Here is a 16,027-nt window from a genome sequence, read left to right as displayed (position 1 = left end):
GATGAAAAGACGTACAATGGAACAGGGATTAAAACAGATTATTTGCATAGGAATGGTCCTGATCGTTCTGGCGCCTATCCTTCTGACCCTGTTTGCCGCTTTCAAGACTAAGGCGGATATGGTGAATACCTCCCCCCTGCTTTTGCCGCCAATGGAACGGATCACTCTTTCAAACTTTCAAAAGGTAATAGGGGATAAATATCTACTGATTGGTTTTAAGAATACGGGCATCATACTTGCAGTCAGCATTCTGTTTAATGTGCTCTTTGGAACGATAACCGCCTTTATTCTGGAGCGTTTTGAGTTTAAGCTTAAAAAGGTGATCATGAGCCTTTTTTTCCTGGGTATGCTGATCCCAAGCTTTGTAACGGAAATTGCCAGATTTAAAATCATAAACGGCATCGGCCTTTACAATACTCTTGGGGCACCCATCGTGATTTATGTGGCATCGGATCTGATGCAGCTTTATATTTACCGGCAGTTCATTTCGACCCTTCCGGTATCTCTTGATGAAAGCGCGCTCCTGGACGGCTGTTCTTATTTCGGCCTGTTTACTAGGATCATTTTTCCTCTGCTGGCGCCTGCCACAGCTACTGTGGTGATCATCAAGGCAATTACCATCATCAATGATATGTATATTCCATACTTATACATGCCAAAGAACAAGCTTCGTACGCTAACCACCTTTTTGATGAATTATGCCAATGCCCAGCAGGGTTCGTGGCAGAAGCTGGCGGCAGGTATCATCATCATTATGCTGCCGACCATCCTTATCTATATTTTCTTCCAGAAGTACATTCTGGCAGGAATCGCTGCCGGAGCGGTGAAAGAATAAAAGATATAGGAAATCGTAAGAAATGCCATGGATTCTTTTAAAGTGGTGGATTATAATGGACTTAATATTTATAGAAGGAGGTTTCTTTCAATGGATCAAAAGACCGCAAAACTGGAATGGCTGGAGGATCCGCGAGTTTTCGCGGTAAACCGTCTGGCTGCCCATTCCGATCACTGCTATTATGAAACGGAAGCAGAAGCTCTAAGGGGGATCATGGGACAGCGCCAATCCTTAAATGGTACATGGAAGTTTTCCTATGCAGAAAATCCTACGGAGCGGAACGAGCATTTCTACGAAAGTGATTTTAATCTGGACAGCTTTGGTACCATTGAGGTTCCGGGACATATGGAACTTCAGGGATATGGCGGATGCCAGTATATCAATACCATGTATCCATGGGATGGTCTGTCTGACATCAGGCCTCCCCATATTGACTGGCAGAATAATCCGGTGGGAAGCTACTTAAGGGAGTTTGAGCTGGAGGAACCGCTTAAGGGGAAACGACTGTTCCTGTCCTTTCAGGGAGTGGAAACGGCCTTTTATGTCTGGCTGAACGGAACCTTTATCGGATATTCTGAGGATTCCTTTACGCCCTCCGAATTTGAAATTACGGATGCTGTTCGGCCGGGTTCCAACCGCCTTGCAGTAGAGGTTTATAAAAGAAGCAGTGCCAGCTGGATCGAGGACCAGGATTTCTTCCGGTTCTCAGGGATTTTCAGAGATGTGTATTTATATGCGGTTCCAGAATGCCATGTGGAGGATTTATTCATTCATGGGGACGTATCCGATGACTACCGGGATGGCCTGTTCCGTGCAGAGTTGGCTCTTACAGGAGAAATAAAGGGAAGTATCAGCGCTATATTAAAGGATAAGGCTGGGGAAATGGTCGCCTCCTGGGGACCAATCCCGGCAGAAAAAGAAGTGGAATTCTCCGCCCGCATATCCAATGCCCGTTTATGGAGCGGTGAGGATCCATATCAGTATGAACTCACCGTTATTTTATACGATGAGCAGGGGAATATGAAAGAAATCGTTCCTCAGAAGGTGGGATTCCGTCGTTTTGAAATGAAAGACCGTCTGATGTGCCTTAATGGAAAACGGATTGTGTTCCGGGGGGTCAACCGTCATGAATTCAATGTACAAAGAGGCCGTTCCATTACCAAAGAAGATATGATGTGGGATATCCGGTTTATGAAGCGCCACAACATCAATGCGGTCAGGACCTGTCATTATCCGGATCAGAGCCTGTGGTATGAGCTTTGTGATGAATACGGGATTTACCTCATTGATGAGGCGAATTTAGAAAGCCATGGTTCCTGGCAGAAGATGGGAGCCTGTGAGCCATCCTGGAATGTACCTGGAAGCCTTCCTGAGTGGAAGGACTGCGTGGTGGACCGGGCAAGGTCCGTACTGGAACGGGATAAGAATCATCCCAGTGTACTGATTTGGTCCTGTGGAAATGAATCCTATGCAGGAGAGGACATTCTGGCTATGTCAGAGTTTTTCAAGGAACGGGATCCTTCCAGGCTGGTTCATTATGAGGGTGTGTTCTGGAACCGGGAATTTGACCGTACCAGCGATATGGAAAGCCGGATGTATGCAAAGCCATTTGAGGTAGAGGAATATTTAAATACAGATCCAAAGAAGCCCTTTATCCTTTGTGAATACATGCACGCCATGGGCAATTCCCTTGGCGGGATGAAAAAGTACACGGATCTGGAAGATAGATATGAGATGTATCAGGGTGGTTTTATCTGGGATTATATAGACCAGTCCCTGATGAAAAAGGACGTTTACGGCAAGGAGCATATGACTTATGGCGGGGATTTTGGCGACAGGCCCACGGATTACAGCTTCTGTGGAAATGGGATCGCTTATGCAGACAGAACTATCTCTCCAAAGGCTCAGGAGGTCAAATACTTATATCAGGATATCCGTCTGATTCCTGACTCCAAAGGCGTATCTATAGAAAACAGGAGATTATTTACGGATACCTCTGACCTTGAATTTGTATATTCGGTTTTAAAGGACGGGGAACCGGTTTATCAGAAGAGCTTTGATGCATTGGTAAAGCCTTTGGATACAAGGTATGAAGCCGTTCCGGTACCGGAATTTACGGAGCCGGGGGAATATGTCTGCCAGGTTTCGGCAATTCTTAAAAATGATACCTTATGGGCAGATTCCGGCTTTGAAACAGCCTTTGGCGAGGCGGTTTCAGTCATAGAAGGAAAGAAGGAGAAATGCTGTGGGCTGCCTTTGAAAGTTATTCATGGCGACGTCAACATCGGCGTTACGGGAGATGGCTTCCGGATCTTATTTTCCAAGCAGGAAGGCGGTATCGTTTCGCTGGTTTACGACGGAAAGGAATGGGTCGGAAGACCAATGATGCCGGTGTACTGGAGAGCGACTACAGATAATGATAAAGGAAATAAATTTTCCGTGGCAAGTTCCGTGTGGTATGGGGCAGGCAGGTTCCCTTATTACGAGAATTGTGCGGTGGAAGAGAAGGAAGGAAGCATAAAGGTCACCTATACCTATGCACTTTCTACGGTTCCCAAGGCATCGACAGAGGTTACCTACGAAGTAGATGGAAGGGGAGCGATTCATGTAAGGGCCGTATTCCGGGGTCAAAAGGGATTGCCAGAACTTCCTGCCTTTGGAATGAGACTCATCACACCGGATGCAGCTAAGAAATTCACCTGGTATGGAAGAGGACCTGAGGAAAATTACTGCGACAGGAATGAAGGGGCGAGGCTGGGAATCTATGAGGATACGCCGGATAATAACCTTTCCCGTTATCTGGTACCTCAGGAGTGCGGCAACAGAACCGGAGTCCGCTGGCTTAATGTTTCGGATATGGAGGGCCATTCCATCGGTTTTTGCGCAGCAGGTCAGGCGTTTGATGCTTCCGTACTTCCCTATACGGCGGAGGAACTTGAATCGGCTACCCACAGAGAAGAGCTTCCGGCACCAAGATATACGGTAGTAAATATTTTAGGTGCCATGAGAGGCGTAGGCGGTGATGACAGCTGGGGAGCACCAGTCCACCCGGAGTACTGTATAAGCGGGGAAGAAGAGCTTGTAACAGAATTTATTATTGAAAGAAGATCATAAATGCAGGCGGCAGACGGTAGGAGTTTGAAAAAATCTTACGGTCTGCCGTTTTATTTTTGTGAGAGAAAAATAAAGTTGTTGATAAAAATAATCAGGTAATTCTGTCCTTTTTTTATAGTATTGTATTATAATAGGATTGGCTGGATTTGCTTGGAACAGCATGCCCAGTTTTACCGGGCATCAACTGGATAGGAAAGCATATCTCATTGATACATTTGTATAAAAATGAAGAAAAAGGATAGAGGAGGTTACAGGATGTCCACTGCAATAATTTGTGGTATTTTAATTGTATTTTGCTACTTTGGATTAAGAGGTACCATAAAAAGGACGAAGTATGGCTGCTGCGGAAGCGGCGGCAGTGAAGTGAAGAAAATTAAAGCTGCTGATAAAGATATCTCCCATTATCCCTATGCCCGAACCCTGGAGGTAGAAGGAATGACCTGCGGTAATTGCAAAAAGAGAGTGGAGAATGAGTTTAATAGCCGGGAAGGATTATATGCTTCTGTGGATTTAAAGAAAAAACTGGCAGTCATACATATGAAAGAGCAGATGACGGAGGATGAGCTGAAAGAGATAGTGAGAAAAGCAGGATATACTCCCGGGAAGATCAAATAAGTACATTGACTGTTTAAGCGGCGGACAAAGATGGTTTTATTTTAATTCATGATTGTCTGCTGCTTTTTTTGTTTTTATAGACCTAAATTACATAAAAAATATATTGTTTTTCTTTTTCATACATGGTAAGTTGATATCAAATAGGAGGGGATCTGATGGTAAAAGTAACATTTTATGATTCTGTTGAGGATCATTTACTGGAGTATGCAGTCATTGCTTCGCGGTACAGGAATAAATGGATATTCTGTAAGCACAAGAACCGGAACACCCTTGAAATCCCTGGAGGACACCGGGAAAAGGGGGAGGATATCGTAACAACTGCCAACCGGGAACTTTATGAGGAGACGGGAGCAATAGAATATATCATGGAACCGGTCAGTGGATATTCGGTTCAGAATCTTGATGAGAACGAGGAAAGTTCAAAAGAATCTTTTGGAATGCTGTTTTATAGTGAAGTCAAAGAACTTGGAGAGATACCGCCGGGGTTTGAGATAGAAAAGATTCGGCTATTGGATGAGATGCCTGATTCCCTGACGTATCCTGAGATCATGCCAGTATTGATGGACAGGATTCTTCTCTGTTTTCTTAATGGCCGGGTAGAAAAGCTGCAGAAACAGGAGATATAAAATAAGAAAGGCTGGATGAACATGATCATAAATTTTGACGGGATAGAGGAAACCATACTCCCCCATTTTAACGGCGGAGAAAAAGAATTTAAGTCAAAGATGCTTGTAGATAAGAACAATAAGATTCTCTATGGAAAGTTGGAGCCGGGCGCATCCATAGGAATGCATACCCACGATACAAGCAGTGAAATCATATATTTTCTACAGGGAACAGGGAAAATGCTATTTGATGGCGGAGAAGAAGCCGTACAGGCAGGACTGTGTCACTATTGTCCCAAAGGGTATGCTCACAGCCTGATTAATGATAGCGAAGCTGACTTGATTTTCTTTGCGGTTGTTCCCCAACAGTGACATACTGTTGTCGTATTTGGGGTGATATAATGTCAAAGAAAAGCAGGAGATATGACGTTTCATAAATATCAGTCAGAAAGAGTCCGGTATTGTTTTATTTTGGTATGATGGAGAATTATAATAATTGAAGTTGAAGAGCATATGCAGTCGCTTTCTGGGCTACTGGAAGTAGAGGTAACGGAAAAGCGAATGAATGCACCGGTATCTTATGTTTGAAAAACTTGTTGAAAGAGGGGGATTTTATGCTGGAAAAGATTCCATCACAAGAAGAGATGACTTCCCTGATAGGGGAGACTTTATTTGAATCATGGAAAAGCCTTTGTGAAAGAATCGAAGAGAAGTATGATATGGAACGCCAGTGGAACAGCGGCGGCAAAAGGTGGAAGTACGAGTACAAATACCGCAGAGGCGGAAAGACCCTTTGCGCGTTGTATGCCAAAGAGGACTGCTTTGGATTCATGGTAATTCTGGGACAAGCCGAACGGGAGACCTTTGAACGGGAACGGCAGAACTATTCCCCGGAGGTCCAGAAGGTATACGATGAATCAACGACCTACCACGATGGAAAATGGATCATGTTTATGATAAAGGACCAATCGCTTTTCGATGATATGATGCAGCTGTTAAAGATAAAAAGAAGGCCCAATAAAAAGTAATAAAAATGATTCGGAGGAAATATATGAGGTATCAGTGGATTGATGAATACTTGAAATCAATGAATGGGGTATCCAGTGATTTCAAGGAGGAATGGAATTGGACCAGGTATCTTCTTGGCGATAAGATGTTTGCGGCGGTGTGTAAGAATGACCAGGGCATAGACTCTTTGATCACATTAAAGCTGGAACCGGTAGAAGGCCAGTTTTTAAGGCAGCAGTATGAGGATATCATCCCCGGCTATTATATGAATAAGGTTCACTGGAATTCCATTAAAGCAGATGGAAACGTACCTGATGATTTGCTGAAGGATTTACTGGAAAAATCATACCGTCTGGTATTAGCCGGGCTGACGAAGAAGAAACAAAAAGAATTGCTGGGAGAGTGAACATTTTTAATAAATTTTTGGCCGCAGTCCGGATGAACTGCGGTTTTTTATTTACTGAAAATACCTAAAAGACTAATGCTGAAAAAGAACTAAAATGTGAAAAAGATAACAAATTATCATATAAAATTAACTCGGATTACGATAGAAGAGATTCCTCAGCATTAATAATATCAATCTATTTAAAGATTGGTTTTTGAGAAAAATTGGTTAATAAGCATAAATATTGCATAATGTTAAAAAATAAACATTGAAAGATAATTAAATATCAATAATGTTAAATAAATATTTAAATTGACAGATTAAATACCGGGAGTATAATGGAAACATAAGTAAAGATTTGAGTACCAAAGAAAATAAAAGAGAGGAGATAAAATTATGCAGAACGTAGAGCTTCAAAAGAAATATCAGTTATTCATAGGCGGACAGTGGAAGGATGCTTCTGATGGAAAAACTTTTCAAAGTTTTTGTCCGGCCGATGGGAGGGTGCTGACTGAGTGCGCCGAAGCAACAAAGGAAGACGTGGATGAGGCGGTCCGGGAAGCATGGAAGGCATTTGAGACCTGGAAGCATGTACCGGTAAACCAGAGAGCTGCCATTTTAAATAAGATTGCGGATATCATAGATGCAAATAGGGAACATCTTGCCATGGTGGAAACCCTGGACAACGGGAAACCCATAAGGGAAACCATGGCGGTCGATATTCCTCTTGCAGCTCAGCATTTCCGCTATTTTGCAGGCTGCATACTTGCGGAAGAGGGCAGCGCCAATATGCTGGGAGAAAATACACTAAGCCTGATCCTCAGAGAGCCTATCGGCGTGGTTGGTCAAATCGTTCCCTGGAATTTTCCATTCCTGATGGCAGCCTGGAAGCTGGCACCAGTATTGGCAAGCGGCTGCTGTTCCGTCTTTAAGACCTCCAGCACCACTTCTCTCAGCGTTCTGGAATTAGCAAGGCTGATTCAGGATGTGATCCCGGCAGGGGTATTCAATGTTATTACCGGAGCAGGTTCCAAGTCCGGGCAGTATATTCTGGAACATGAAGGTTTCCGGAAGCTGGCATTTACCGGCTCAACGGAAGTAGGAAAGAACGTGGCCCTTGCAGCAGCGGAAAAGCTGATTCCGGCTACTTTGGAGCTGGGCGGCAAATCAGCCAACATTTTCTTTGAGGACTGTAATTGGGAGATGGCCATGGATGGTTTACAGCTGGGTATTCTCTTTAACCAGGGCCAGGTGTGCTGTGCGGGTTCCAGGGTCTTTGTGCAGGAAAGCATTTACGATAAATTTGTGGAAGAAGCGGTTAAACGGTTTAACCAAGTAAAGGTCGGCCTTCCGTGGGATGAAAATACCCAGATGGGAAGTCAGATTAGCAAAGGTCATATGAAGGAAATATTAAGCTACATAGAGATAGGAAAATCGGAAGGAGCTGCCGTACTTTGTGGCGGAGAACAGATTCTGGAGGATGGACTGGAAAACGGAGCTTTTTTAAGGCCCACACTCCTTGGCAATGTGACAAACGACATGAGAGTGGCACAAGAAGAGATCTTCGGACCTGTGGCATGTATTATTAAGTTTAAGACAGAGGATGAGGTTGTGGCCATGGCCAATGACAGCCAGTACGGACTGGGCGGAGCAGTATGGACCAGGGACATCAATAGGGCTATACGGGTTGCCAGAGCGGTGGAGACCGGACGTATGTGGGTTAATACCTATAATTCCATTCCTGAGGGAGCACCTTTCGGCGGATATAAGACTTCGGGAATTGGCCGTGAGACACATAAGGTCATTCTGGAACACTACACCCAGACAAAGAATATCATGATCAACTTAAGTGAATCCCCTTCTGGTTTTTATCCGGTTAAATAAATAGAAAGTAGACAGAAAGCGGTTTTGGCGTACACAGTGCCAAAACCGCTTTTTTGTATGGAAAAAAGGATTGAACGGATTGAAGAAATGTAATAGATAAATAAATGTGATATATTGCTTGACAAAATAATAAATTGGAAGTATTCTAGTAATTGTACAATTAATACCAATAATTCTAAGAAAAGGAGGCAGATACTATGAAGCGTTACTATAATGCAATTGGAATGAATAGAATAGAAAAATTATTTTATATTAATTCAGTCTGCCTCAATGAAGATAGAATCTCATGATTATAGATGTCATGGGATGATTGACGGCTCTAATCAGGAGCTGCTTCAATGAGTTTTTAACCGCAGTCTGAATTGACTGCGGCTATTTTTTTGCAATTTACCGAAAAAGACCGCACTATGCAGTTTTTTTCGGTTTTTTTTTACATAAAAGGGCGAATAGCCCATTCATGCTTGCAGTAAGTAAAGGAGGAAAAGTATGAAAAATCTATGGAAGTATGGAAAGAGGTACAGTTTACTGTATGTTTTGGCGATTGTGGCTATGGTCGTCAGCATCCTTTTGGATGCAATGGCCCCCCAGATCACAAAGCATATTATTGATGATGTCATTGTGGGGGGACAGATGCAGATTCTCATGAGGCTGCTTTTAGGGCTTGTGGGAATCGGACTTGGTAGAGCGGTACTTCAGTACACAAAGGAATTTATATTTGACTATGCCGCATCCGGAATCGGATGCAATTTAAGGAAGGATTTATTTGACCACATCCAGACCCTGTCTATGGGGTATTTTGACAGCCACAACACAGGAGAATTGATGGCCAGAATCAAGGATGACGCGGAACGAATCTGGAATGCTTTCGGATTTGTAGGAATGCTGGTGTTAGAATGTTCCATTCATACGGTCATTGTAATCGTCTGTATGTACCGTCTAAGCCCCAGCCTCACTCTGATTCCGCTGGTGATTCTCCCCCTGATCGCCTGGTATGCGGTCAAGATGGAAAACGGTCTGGGAGAGGTTTACGATAAGATCAGTGAGCAGACCGCCGAATTAAATACGGTAGCGCAGGAAAATCTGGCAGGGGTCCGTACCGTGAAAGCCTTTGCAAGAGAAGGTTACGAGATCGAGAAATTCAGGAAACATAATAAACGGTATTACGATTTAAACATGAAGCAGGCCAAACTGATCGTCCGTTACCAGCCTAACATATCCTTTTTATCAAAGGTTCTTTTAATGGCAGTCATTGTTGCAGGCGGTATTTTGGTCATTAACGATAAGATGACCATTGGAGATCTGGGGGCATTTTCCGAGTATGCCAATAACATTATCTGGCCGATGGAAATGGTGGGCTGGCTCAGTAATGATATTGCAGCAGCGGTGGCCTCCAACAAAAAGATCAAAAAGATCATGGATGAGCAGCCGGTTATCCAAAATCCGGAAAGCCCGGTCCTGCCGGATACGATCCAGGGAGAACTGTCCTTTCAACATGTGGACTTTGAACTGGATGGAAAGAGTATTTTAAGCGACATTGATTTTACCTTAACAAAGGGAAAAACCCTTGGTATCATGGGAGTCACCGGTTCCGGAAAGAGTTCCATTGTCAATCTGATCGAGCGTTTCTATGACGTAACAAAGGGAGAAATCCTTTTAGACGGGATCAATGTAAAGGATCTGCCTTTAGCATTTCTAAGGGGTCAGGTATCGGTGGTCATGCAGGATGTATTCCTTTTTTCGGACAGCATTACGGAAAATATTAAGACTGGAAATAAGGATGCAACGGAATGGGAAAGCGTGCAGCAGGCCTCTATCTCAGCAGGGGCTCACGGCTTCATTCAGAAGCTTTCCGAGCAGTATGATACAGTAATCGGGGAGAGGGGAGTCGGACTTTCCGGGGGACAGAAGCAGAGGATCAGCATAGCCAGAGCCATTGCAAAGGAAACGCCTCTTTTAATTCTCGATGATTCCACCTCAGCTCTAGATATGGAAACAGAGAAGGAGATCGAGGCCCATCTTGCAGAATTAAAGGACAGTTCGAAAATCATTATTGCCCACCGAATTTCAGCGGTGCGCCGTGCCGATGAGATCCTGATTTTAGATGAAGGACGGATCGTGGAACGGGGAACTCATGAGGAGCTTATGAGAATGCGTGGACAATATTATAAAACCTATCAGGTGCAGTATGGAGAGGAGGAGATGAAATGGCAGTCAATTCTAGCAGAATAGATGAAGATCAGAAGGAAGTTTTTAAAAAGGACACCCTGCTTCGCCTGTATCGATATCTCCTGGATTTTAAAAAAGAGATTATCATCGTTCTTTTTATCATGGCCGGAACCATAGCCATCAGCATGTCAGCGCCGCTTATGATGGAATATGCCATCAATTCCTGTGTGGCTAAAAAGGATATGGCAGGCCTTTTATGGCTGGGCGCCGGTGCTACCGTGCTGTTCCTTATGTTCCTTGCAGGCACAAAGATGCGCATGCGCCTTATGGCAGACGTATCCAACCGTGTGCTTTTAAATATCAGGGAAGAGCTTTATAAGCATATTCAGACCCTTGGTTTTGGCTTTTTTGACAGCCGGCCTACGGGAAAGGTGCTTGCAAGAATTATTGGAGATGTAAATGCCTTAAAGGATGTGTTGTCGGACAGTGTGACTCAGCTGATACCGGATCTGCTTACAGTTGTTTGTGTGGCGATCATCATGCTGATAAAGAATTACCGCCTGGCAATGGCGGCACTGCTGACGCTCCCGATATTGGCTGTGGGTATGTTTCTGATTGAGACCACGGTTCATAGAAGGTGGCAGATCTACCGTAAAAAAACATCAAATTTAAATGCTTATGTACACGAAGATTTATCCGGCATCCGGATCATACAGAGCTTTGCAGCAGAACCTGAGACAAAAGAGGTATTTCATGATCTGGTTAACCAGCATTATAAAGCCTTCATGGATGCGGTTATTGTAGCGGATGGCTTCGGTCCTCTGGTAGAAATAACCTGGGGGCTGGGAGGTTTCCTGCTGTATTTCATAGGAATCCGGATCGTCGGAGTAGAAAACATTGGAATCGGTACATTTCTTGCGTTTTCAACCTATATCGCTATGTTCTGGAGCCCTATCCGGAATCTGGCTAACTTTTATAATAAACTGACCACCAATATTTCCGCTGCGGAACGTATTTTTGATATCATTGATACGGAAGCGGAAATTACAGATCAGGAGGGAGCTGTGGCCTTACCGGAGATTAAGGGTGAGGTAGTCTTTGAGCACGTATCCTTTGCTTATGGAGATGAGCCGGACCGGCTGATTCTTGATGATGTGAATTTCTCCGTTAAACCCGGGGAAACCATAGCGCTGGTAGGACCGACTGGCGCTGGAAAGACTACCATAGTAAATCTTATCAGCCGATTTTACGAAACGACCGCTGGAAAGATTTTTGTTGACGGACACGAAATAAAAGAAGTGACCTTAAATAGCTTAAGGAGTCAGATGGGAATCATGACCCAGGATAATTTCCTGTTCTCCGGAACCATACGGGACAATATCAAATACGGACGTCTGGATGCGTCTGATACTGAGGTGATAGATGCAGCTAAGGCGGTCAATGCCCATGAATTTATCATGAAGCTGGAAAACGGATATGATACGGTGATCAGTGAGAGAGGCGCAGGCCTTTCCATCGGACAGAGGCAGCTTCTGGCATTTGCAAGAACCATGGTATCAATGCCTGGGATTTTGATCCTTGATGAAGCAACCTCCAGCATTGATACCCATACTGAGCTTCTGGTACAGCAGGGAATCGATGCACTTTTACGGGGCAGGACTTCCTTTGTCATTGCCCATCGTCTTTCTACGATCCGCAAGGCTGACCGTATATTTGTCATTGACCAGGGAAATATCATGGAGGCCGGAAGCCATAAGGAACTGATGGATCAAAAAGGCGCCTACTATAAACTCTATCAGAGCCAGTTTTCCTAAGGAGTGTCATAAAACTGTTATTCAAAGACGCACGCATACTTTGTGGGAATTTTGTTCCAATTGAAGGCATTGCAGTTCACTGCACCAGCTGAATTAGGGGCAAATATACCACAAAGTGGGGCGTGCTGATTTATGCCATGAGCTTTCAAATAAGCCATGGATTGGAAAAAAGATTGACCGGACGGTGGAAATGCAATAGAATAGAAGGCGAGGTGATATAAGATGACAGAAGGAGCATTGGTTTTAGAAGGGGGTTCCCTAAGGGGCGTATTTACGGCCGGGGTTTTGGATGTATTCATGGAACAGGGAATTGAGATGTCCTATGTGAACGGAGTATCAGCCGGTTCTATGTGCGGCATGAGCTATGTAAGCAAACAGATCGGCCGTACCATTAAAGTGGATTTGGATTACGTCAATGATAAACGGTTTTTAAGCTTTCGGAATATGGTAAAAAACCGCTCCATTTTTAATTTTGATTTCCTGTTTGGGGAATTGTGCGATACATTGGTTCCCTTTGATTATGATACTTTTGGGAAGTCCCAGCAGACCTTTGAGGTGGTTGCCACCCGCTGTAAAACAGGAAAACCGGAATATTTTGAAAAGAGTTCCTGCGATGATTTTATTGGTGCTGTCAAGGCTTCCAGCAGTCTCCCTGTTTTATCCAGCATGATCCCTGTAAAAGGGAAAAAATATCTGGATGGGGGTTGCTCCATGTCCATTGCATATCAGAGAGCTATTGATCTGGGATATGATAAGATCGTTGTGATACTCACCAGGGAGCACGGATATCGGAAACCTCCGCTTGATAAATGGACAAAAAAAGGGTATGAACGCTATTTTGCCCCTCTGCCTGAGTTTTTGAAGGCATTAAATGAGGTCCCGGACCGGTATAACCGGATGCAAGAAGAGATTGACCGTTTGGAAGAAGAGGGAAGAATCTATGTTATTCGTCCGGATAAGCACGTTACAGTACAGAGAACTGAAAAAGATAAACGAAAGCTGGAGGCCCTGTACGGGGATGGGCGGCGTCTGGCGGAAGAACATATGGGGGAACTAAAAAAGTATTTGGGGATTGAAGAGTAAGCATGAAAGATGAAACGCTTTACAGGCATACCTTTATGCCCTGGAAAGATGGGCAGTAAAGAGGAAACACCTTACAGGTATACCTTTATGCCCTGAAAAGATGGGCAGTAAAGAGGAAACACCTTACAGGTATACCTTTATGCCCTGAAAAGATGGGCAGTAAAGAGGAAAGGAAAGTACGGTATAATATATGAGTATTTATGATACATTGAATCCAATGCAAAAGGAAGCGGTACTCCATACGGACGGACCGCTTCTTGTGCTGGCAGGAGCCGGGTCTGGTAAGACCAGGGTTCTTACACACCGCATTGCCTATTTAATAGAAGAGAAAAGCATCAATCCGTGGAATATCCTGGCCATCACTTTTACCAATAAAGCGGCTGGTGAGATGAGGGAGCGTGTAGACCGCCTGGTGGGCTTTGGTGCGGACAGTATCTGGGTATCCACCTTTCATTCATCCTGTGTGCGCATTCTCAGGCGGCACATTGAAAGCCTTGGTTATACAACGAATTTTACTATATATGATTCGGATGACCAGAAAACTCTAATGCGCCATGTACTAAAGGGCCTTGATATGGATCCGAAGATCTATAAGGACCGGGCGATGCTGGGATTTATTTCCACAGCAAAGAACGAGCTTGTGACAGCCGTGGAGTTTGAACTGAATGCCGGCGGTGATTTCAGGCAGAAAAAAGTGGCGCAGATTTACAAAGAATATCAAAGTCAGCTAAAAAAGAACAATGCCCTGGACTTTGATGATTTAATCATGAAAACCGTACAGCTATTCCAGAATAATCCAGAAATCCTGGATTATTATCAGGAACGTTTTAAATACATTATGGTGGATGAGTATCAGGATACCAATACGGCCCAGTTTAAGCTCATAAGCCTGCTGGCAGGAAAATACAGGAATCTTTGTGTTGTGGGAGATGACGACCAGTCCATCTATAAATTCCGCGGCGCTAACATTGAAAATATCTTAAACTTTGAAAAGGCTTATCCTGGGGCTAAGGTTATTAAGCTGGAACAGAACTACCGGTCCAGCCAGAGCATTTTAAATGCAGCCAATGAGGTGATACGCCATAACCGGGGACGAAAGGATAAAACCCTGTGGACCGCCAATGAGGAAGGTCCTCTGGTACAGTTTAAGCAGTTTGATAACGCTTCGGAAGAGGCAGATGCCATTGTCCGTGATATTTTAAACAGCTCTTCTGACTACCAGGACTGCGCGGTCCTCTACAGGACCAATGCCCAGTCCCGTCTGATTGAAGAAAAATGCCTTCAACATAATGTTCCGTACCGTATGGTGGGTGGCGTTAATTTCTATCAGAGAAAAGAAATCAAGGATGTACTGTCCTATTTAAAGACCATTGCCAACGCACAGGATGATTTAGCATCTTTAAGAATCATCAATGTGCCCAAAAGGGGAATTGGAGCGACCAGCCTGGGGAAAGTGCAGGCGTTTGCTTCTGAACATGGATTTTCCGTTTATGATGCCTTTTGCCGTGCAAAGGCTGTGCCGGGACTTGGAAAAACAGCGGAGAAAGTTCTAAAGTTTACAGAACTGATCGAGGATTTCCGGAGAAGGCTTGAAGAAGAGACGTATTCGATCCATGAACTGATCGAAGATGTCCTGGATGAAACCGGTTATCAGAAGGAATTAGAAGCAGAAGGTGAAATTGAGTACCAGACACGTCTGGAAAATATAGAAGAGTTGATCAATAAGGCGGTTAGCTTTGAAGGGGAGCATGAGCATCCTAATTTAAGTGAATTCTTGGAAGAGGTGGCTTTGGTAGCCGATGTGGACCGAATGGATGATTCTGAAAACAGAGTAACCCTTATGACCTTGCACAGCGCCAAGGGGCTTGAGTTTCCAAGAGTGTATTTAAGCGGCATGGAAGACGGACTGTTCCCAAGCATGATGTCCATTTCTTCAGATGATAAGGAGGATGTGGAAGAAGAACGCAGACTTTGCTATGTGGGAATCACCAGAGCTCGGGATTTCCTGATGATGACGGCGGCGAGACAACGAATGGTCAATGGAGAAACCAGATATTCCAAAGTCAGCCGATTCATAGATGAAATTCCTGATACGCTTTTGGATTCAAATAAGCTGGAGCCAAGACTGTCTGCTGCGCGTACGCTTGATTACGATGACAGCGGCCTGCCATGGGGAAAACCGAAGTCATCCGGCAGGACGTCAGGTGTCAGCAGCTTTGGGCCCGGAAACAACTCCTATGCATCAAAAACTTCAGCGCCTGTATCGACACCTGGTTTTGGTAAAGCATTTACTGTAGAAAAATCAGCTTCTTTAAACTATAAAGAAGGGGACCGGGTCAGCCATGTGAAATTTGGGGAAGGCGAAGTATTGGAGATCAAGGACGGCGGAAGGGATTTTGAAGTCACAGTTCAGTTTGATCAGGCAGGCGTCAAAAAAATGTTTGCTTCCTTTGCAAAGCTGAAACTTGTACGAGTTTGATCTAAAAATACATAATTTATTAAAAAAAAGCAAAAATGA

14 protein-coding genes are annotated in these 16,027 nt (G+C 44.2%); 13 read left to right on the top strand and 1 reads right to left on the bottom strand.

The window, feature by feature from the left end:
- Position 1: 1 nt before the first annotated feature.
- The 10 genes from ACHZES_RS04715 (at position 2) to ACHZES_RS04670 (ending at position 12,426) form a co-directional block, all read left to right on the top strand.
- Positions 2-835 carry a carbohydrate ABC transporter permease gene (locus ACHZES_RS04715; protein ID WP_038282384.1) on the top strand — a complete coding sequence of 278 codons (834 nt, stop codon included), beginning with the start codon at positions 2-4 and terminating at the stop codon, positions 833-835.
- 90 nt (positions 836-925) lie between these two features.
- Positions 926-3,949, top strand: a complete 3,024-nt coding sequence (locus ACHZES_RS04710) for a glycoside hydrolase family 2 TIM barrel-domain containing protein (protein ID WP_395547737.1) — start codon at positions 926-928, stop codon at positions 3,947-3,949.
- 255 nt (positions 3,950-4,204) lie between these two features.
- Complete coding sequence (locus ACHZES_RS04705) at positions 4,205-4,564, top strand: heavy-metal-associated domain-containing protein (protein ID WP_395547738.1); 360 nt, start codon at positions 4,205-4,207, stop codon at positions 4,562-4,564.
- A 155-nt stretch (positions 4,565-4,719) separates the two neighbouring features.
- On the top strand, positions 4,720-5,190 hold the full coding sequence (locus ACHZES_RS04700) for an NUDIX domain-containing protein (protein ID WP_395547739.1): 471 nt from the start codon (positions 4,720-4,722) through the stop codon (positions 5,188-5,190).
- A 15-nt stretch (positions 5,191-5,205) separates the two neighbouring features.
- Positions 5,206-5,541 (top strand): cupin domain-containing protein, encoded by a 336-nt coding sequence (locus tag ACHZES_RS04695; protein WP_395547740.1) that lies wholly within the window; start codon positions 5,206-5,208, stop codon positions 5,539-5,541.
- Between the two features lie 242 nt (positions 5,542-5,783).
- Positions 5,784-6,197, top strand: a complete 414-nt coding sequence (locus ACHZES_RS04690; RefSeq protein ID WP_154524411.1) for a DUF3788 domain-containing protein — start codon at positions 5,784-5,786, stop codon at positions 6,195-6,197.
- A gap of 23 nt (positions 6,198-6,220) precedes the next feature.
- Positions 6,221-6,583 carry an MmcQ/YjbR family DNA-binding protein gene (locus ACHZES_RS04685; RefSeq protein WP_038282375.1) on the top strand — a complete coding sequence of 121 codons (363 nt, stop codon included), beginning with the start codon at positions 6,221-6,223 and terminating at the stop codon, positions 6,581-6,583.
- Positions 6,584-6,958: 375 nt separating this feature from the next.
- Positions 6,959-8,446: an aldehyde dehydrogenase family protein gene (locus ACHZES_RS04680; RefSeq protein ID WP_038282372.1), complete on the top strand. Its 1,488-nt coding sequence runs from the start codon at positions 6,959-6,961 to the stop codon at positions 8,444-8,446.
- Positions 8,447-8,932: 486 nt separating this feature from the next.
- Positions 8,933-10,675: an ABC transporter ATP-binding protein gene (locus ACHZES_RS04675; RefSeq protein ID WP_038282369.1), complete on the top strand. Its 1,743-nt coding sequence runs from the start codon at positions 8,933-8,935 to the stop codon at positions 10,673-10,675.
- Entirely contained in the window at positions 10,651-12,426 is a 1,776-nt protein-coding gene (locus ACHZES_RS04670; RefSeq protein WP_395547741.1) for an ABC transporter ATP-binding protein, read from the top strand. The genes ACHZES_RS04675 and ACHZES_RS04670 overlap by 25 nt, the downstream gene beginning before the upstream one ends.
- A gap of 17 nt (positions 12,427-12,443) precedes the next feature.
- On the opposite strand, the gene ACHZES_RS04665 is transcribed toward ACHZES_RS04670, so the two are convergent.
- Complete coding sequence (locus tag ACHZES_RS04665; RefSeq protein WP_404820328.1) at positions 12,444-12,584, bottom strand: DUF6783 domain-containing protein; 141 nt, start codon at positions 12,582-12,584, stop codon at positions 12,444-12,446.
- Here ACHZES_RS04665 and ACHZES_RS04660 point away from each other — a divergent pair.
- The 3 genes from ACHZES_RS04660 to pcrA all read left to right on the top strand — a co-directional run bounded on the left by ACHZES_RS04660 (position 12,549) and on the right by pcrA (position 15,988).
- Complete coding sequence (locus tag ACHZES_RS04660; protein ID WP_404820327.1) at positions 12,549-12,647, top strand: hypothetical protein; 99 nt, start codon at positions 12,549-12,551, stop codon at positions 12,645-12,647. The two genes, ACHZES_RS04665 and ACHZES_RS04660, sit on opposite strands and share 36 nt — an antisense overlap.
- A gap of 1 nt (position 12,648) precedes the next feature.
- Complete coding sequence (locus tag ACHZES_RS04655; RefSeq protein WP_038282367.1) at positions 12,649-13,509, top strand: patatin family protein; 861 nt, start codon at positions 12,649-12,651, stop codon at positions 13,507-13,509.
- A 190-nt stretch (positions 13,510-13,699) separates the two neighbouring features.
- Entirely contained in the window at positions 13,700-15,988 is a 2,289-nt protein-coding gene (pcrA, locus tag ACHZES_RS04650) for a DNA helicase PcrA (RefSeq protein ID WP_154524405.1), read from the top strand.
- Positions 15,989-16,027 lie beyond the last annotated feature (39 nt).

The organism is Lacrimispora sanguinis (assembly GCF_044987295.1).
In the GTDB taxonomy this organism is placed as follows: Bacteria; Bacillota; Clostridia; order Lachnospirales; family Lachnospiraceae; genus Lacrimispora; species Lacrimispora celerecrescens_B.
The sequence above is the reverse complement of the archived record's forward strand: the minus strand, read 5'-3'. Positions and strand labels throughout refer to the sequence as shown.

Coding starts and splice junctions, on each gene's coding strand:
- ACHZES_RS04715 (WP_038282384.1), top strand. CDS start 2: ATGAAAAGACGTACAATGGAACAGGGATTAAAACAGATTATTTGCATA.
- ACHZES_RS04710 (WP_395547737.1), top strand. CDS start 926: ATGGATCAAAAGACCGCAAAACTGGAATGGCTGGAGGATCCGCGAGTT.
- ACHZES_RS04705 (WP_395547738.1), top strand. CDS start 4,205: ATGTCCACTGCAATAATTTGTGGTATTTTAATTGTATTTTGCTACTTT.
- ACHZES_RS04700 (WP_395547739.1), top strand. CDS start 4,720: ATGGTAAAAGTAACATTTTATGATTCTGTTGAGGATCATTTACTGGAG.
- ACHZES_RS04695 (WP_395547740.1), top strand. CDS start 5,206: ATGAACATGATCATAAATTTTGACGGGATAGAGGAAACCATACTCCCC.
- ACHZES_RS04690 (WP_154524411.1), top strand. CDS start 5,784: ATGCTGGAAAAGATTCCATCACAAGAAGAGATGACTTCCCTGATAGGG.
- ACHZES_RS04685 (WP_038282375.1), top strand. CDS start 6,221: ATGAGGTATCAGTGGATTGATGAATACTTGAAATCAATGAATGGGGTA.
- ACHZES_RS04680 (WP_038282372.1), top strand. CDS start 6,959: ATGCAGAACGTAGAGCTTCAAAAGAAATATCAGTTATTCATAGGCGGA.
- ACHZES_RS04675 (WP_038282369.1), top strand. CDS start 8,933: ATGAAAAATCTATGGAAGTATGGAAAGAGGTACAGTTTACTGTATGTT.
- ACHZES_RS04670 (WP_395547741.1), top strand. CDS start 10,651: ATGGCAGTCAATTCTAGCAGAATAGATGAAGATCAGAAGGAAGTTTTT.
- ACHZES_RS04665 (WP_404820328.1), bottom strand. CDS start 12,584: ATGGCTTATTTGAAAGCTCATGGCATAAATCAGCACGCCCCACTTTGT.
- ACHZES_RS04655 (WP_038282367.1), top strand. CDS start 12,649: ATGACAGAAGGAGCATTGGTTTTAGAAGGGGGTTCCCTAAGGGGCGTA.
- pcrA (WP_154524405.1), top strand. CDS start 13,700: ATGAGTATTTATGATACATTGAATCCAATGCAAAAGGAAGCGGTACTC.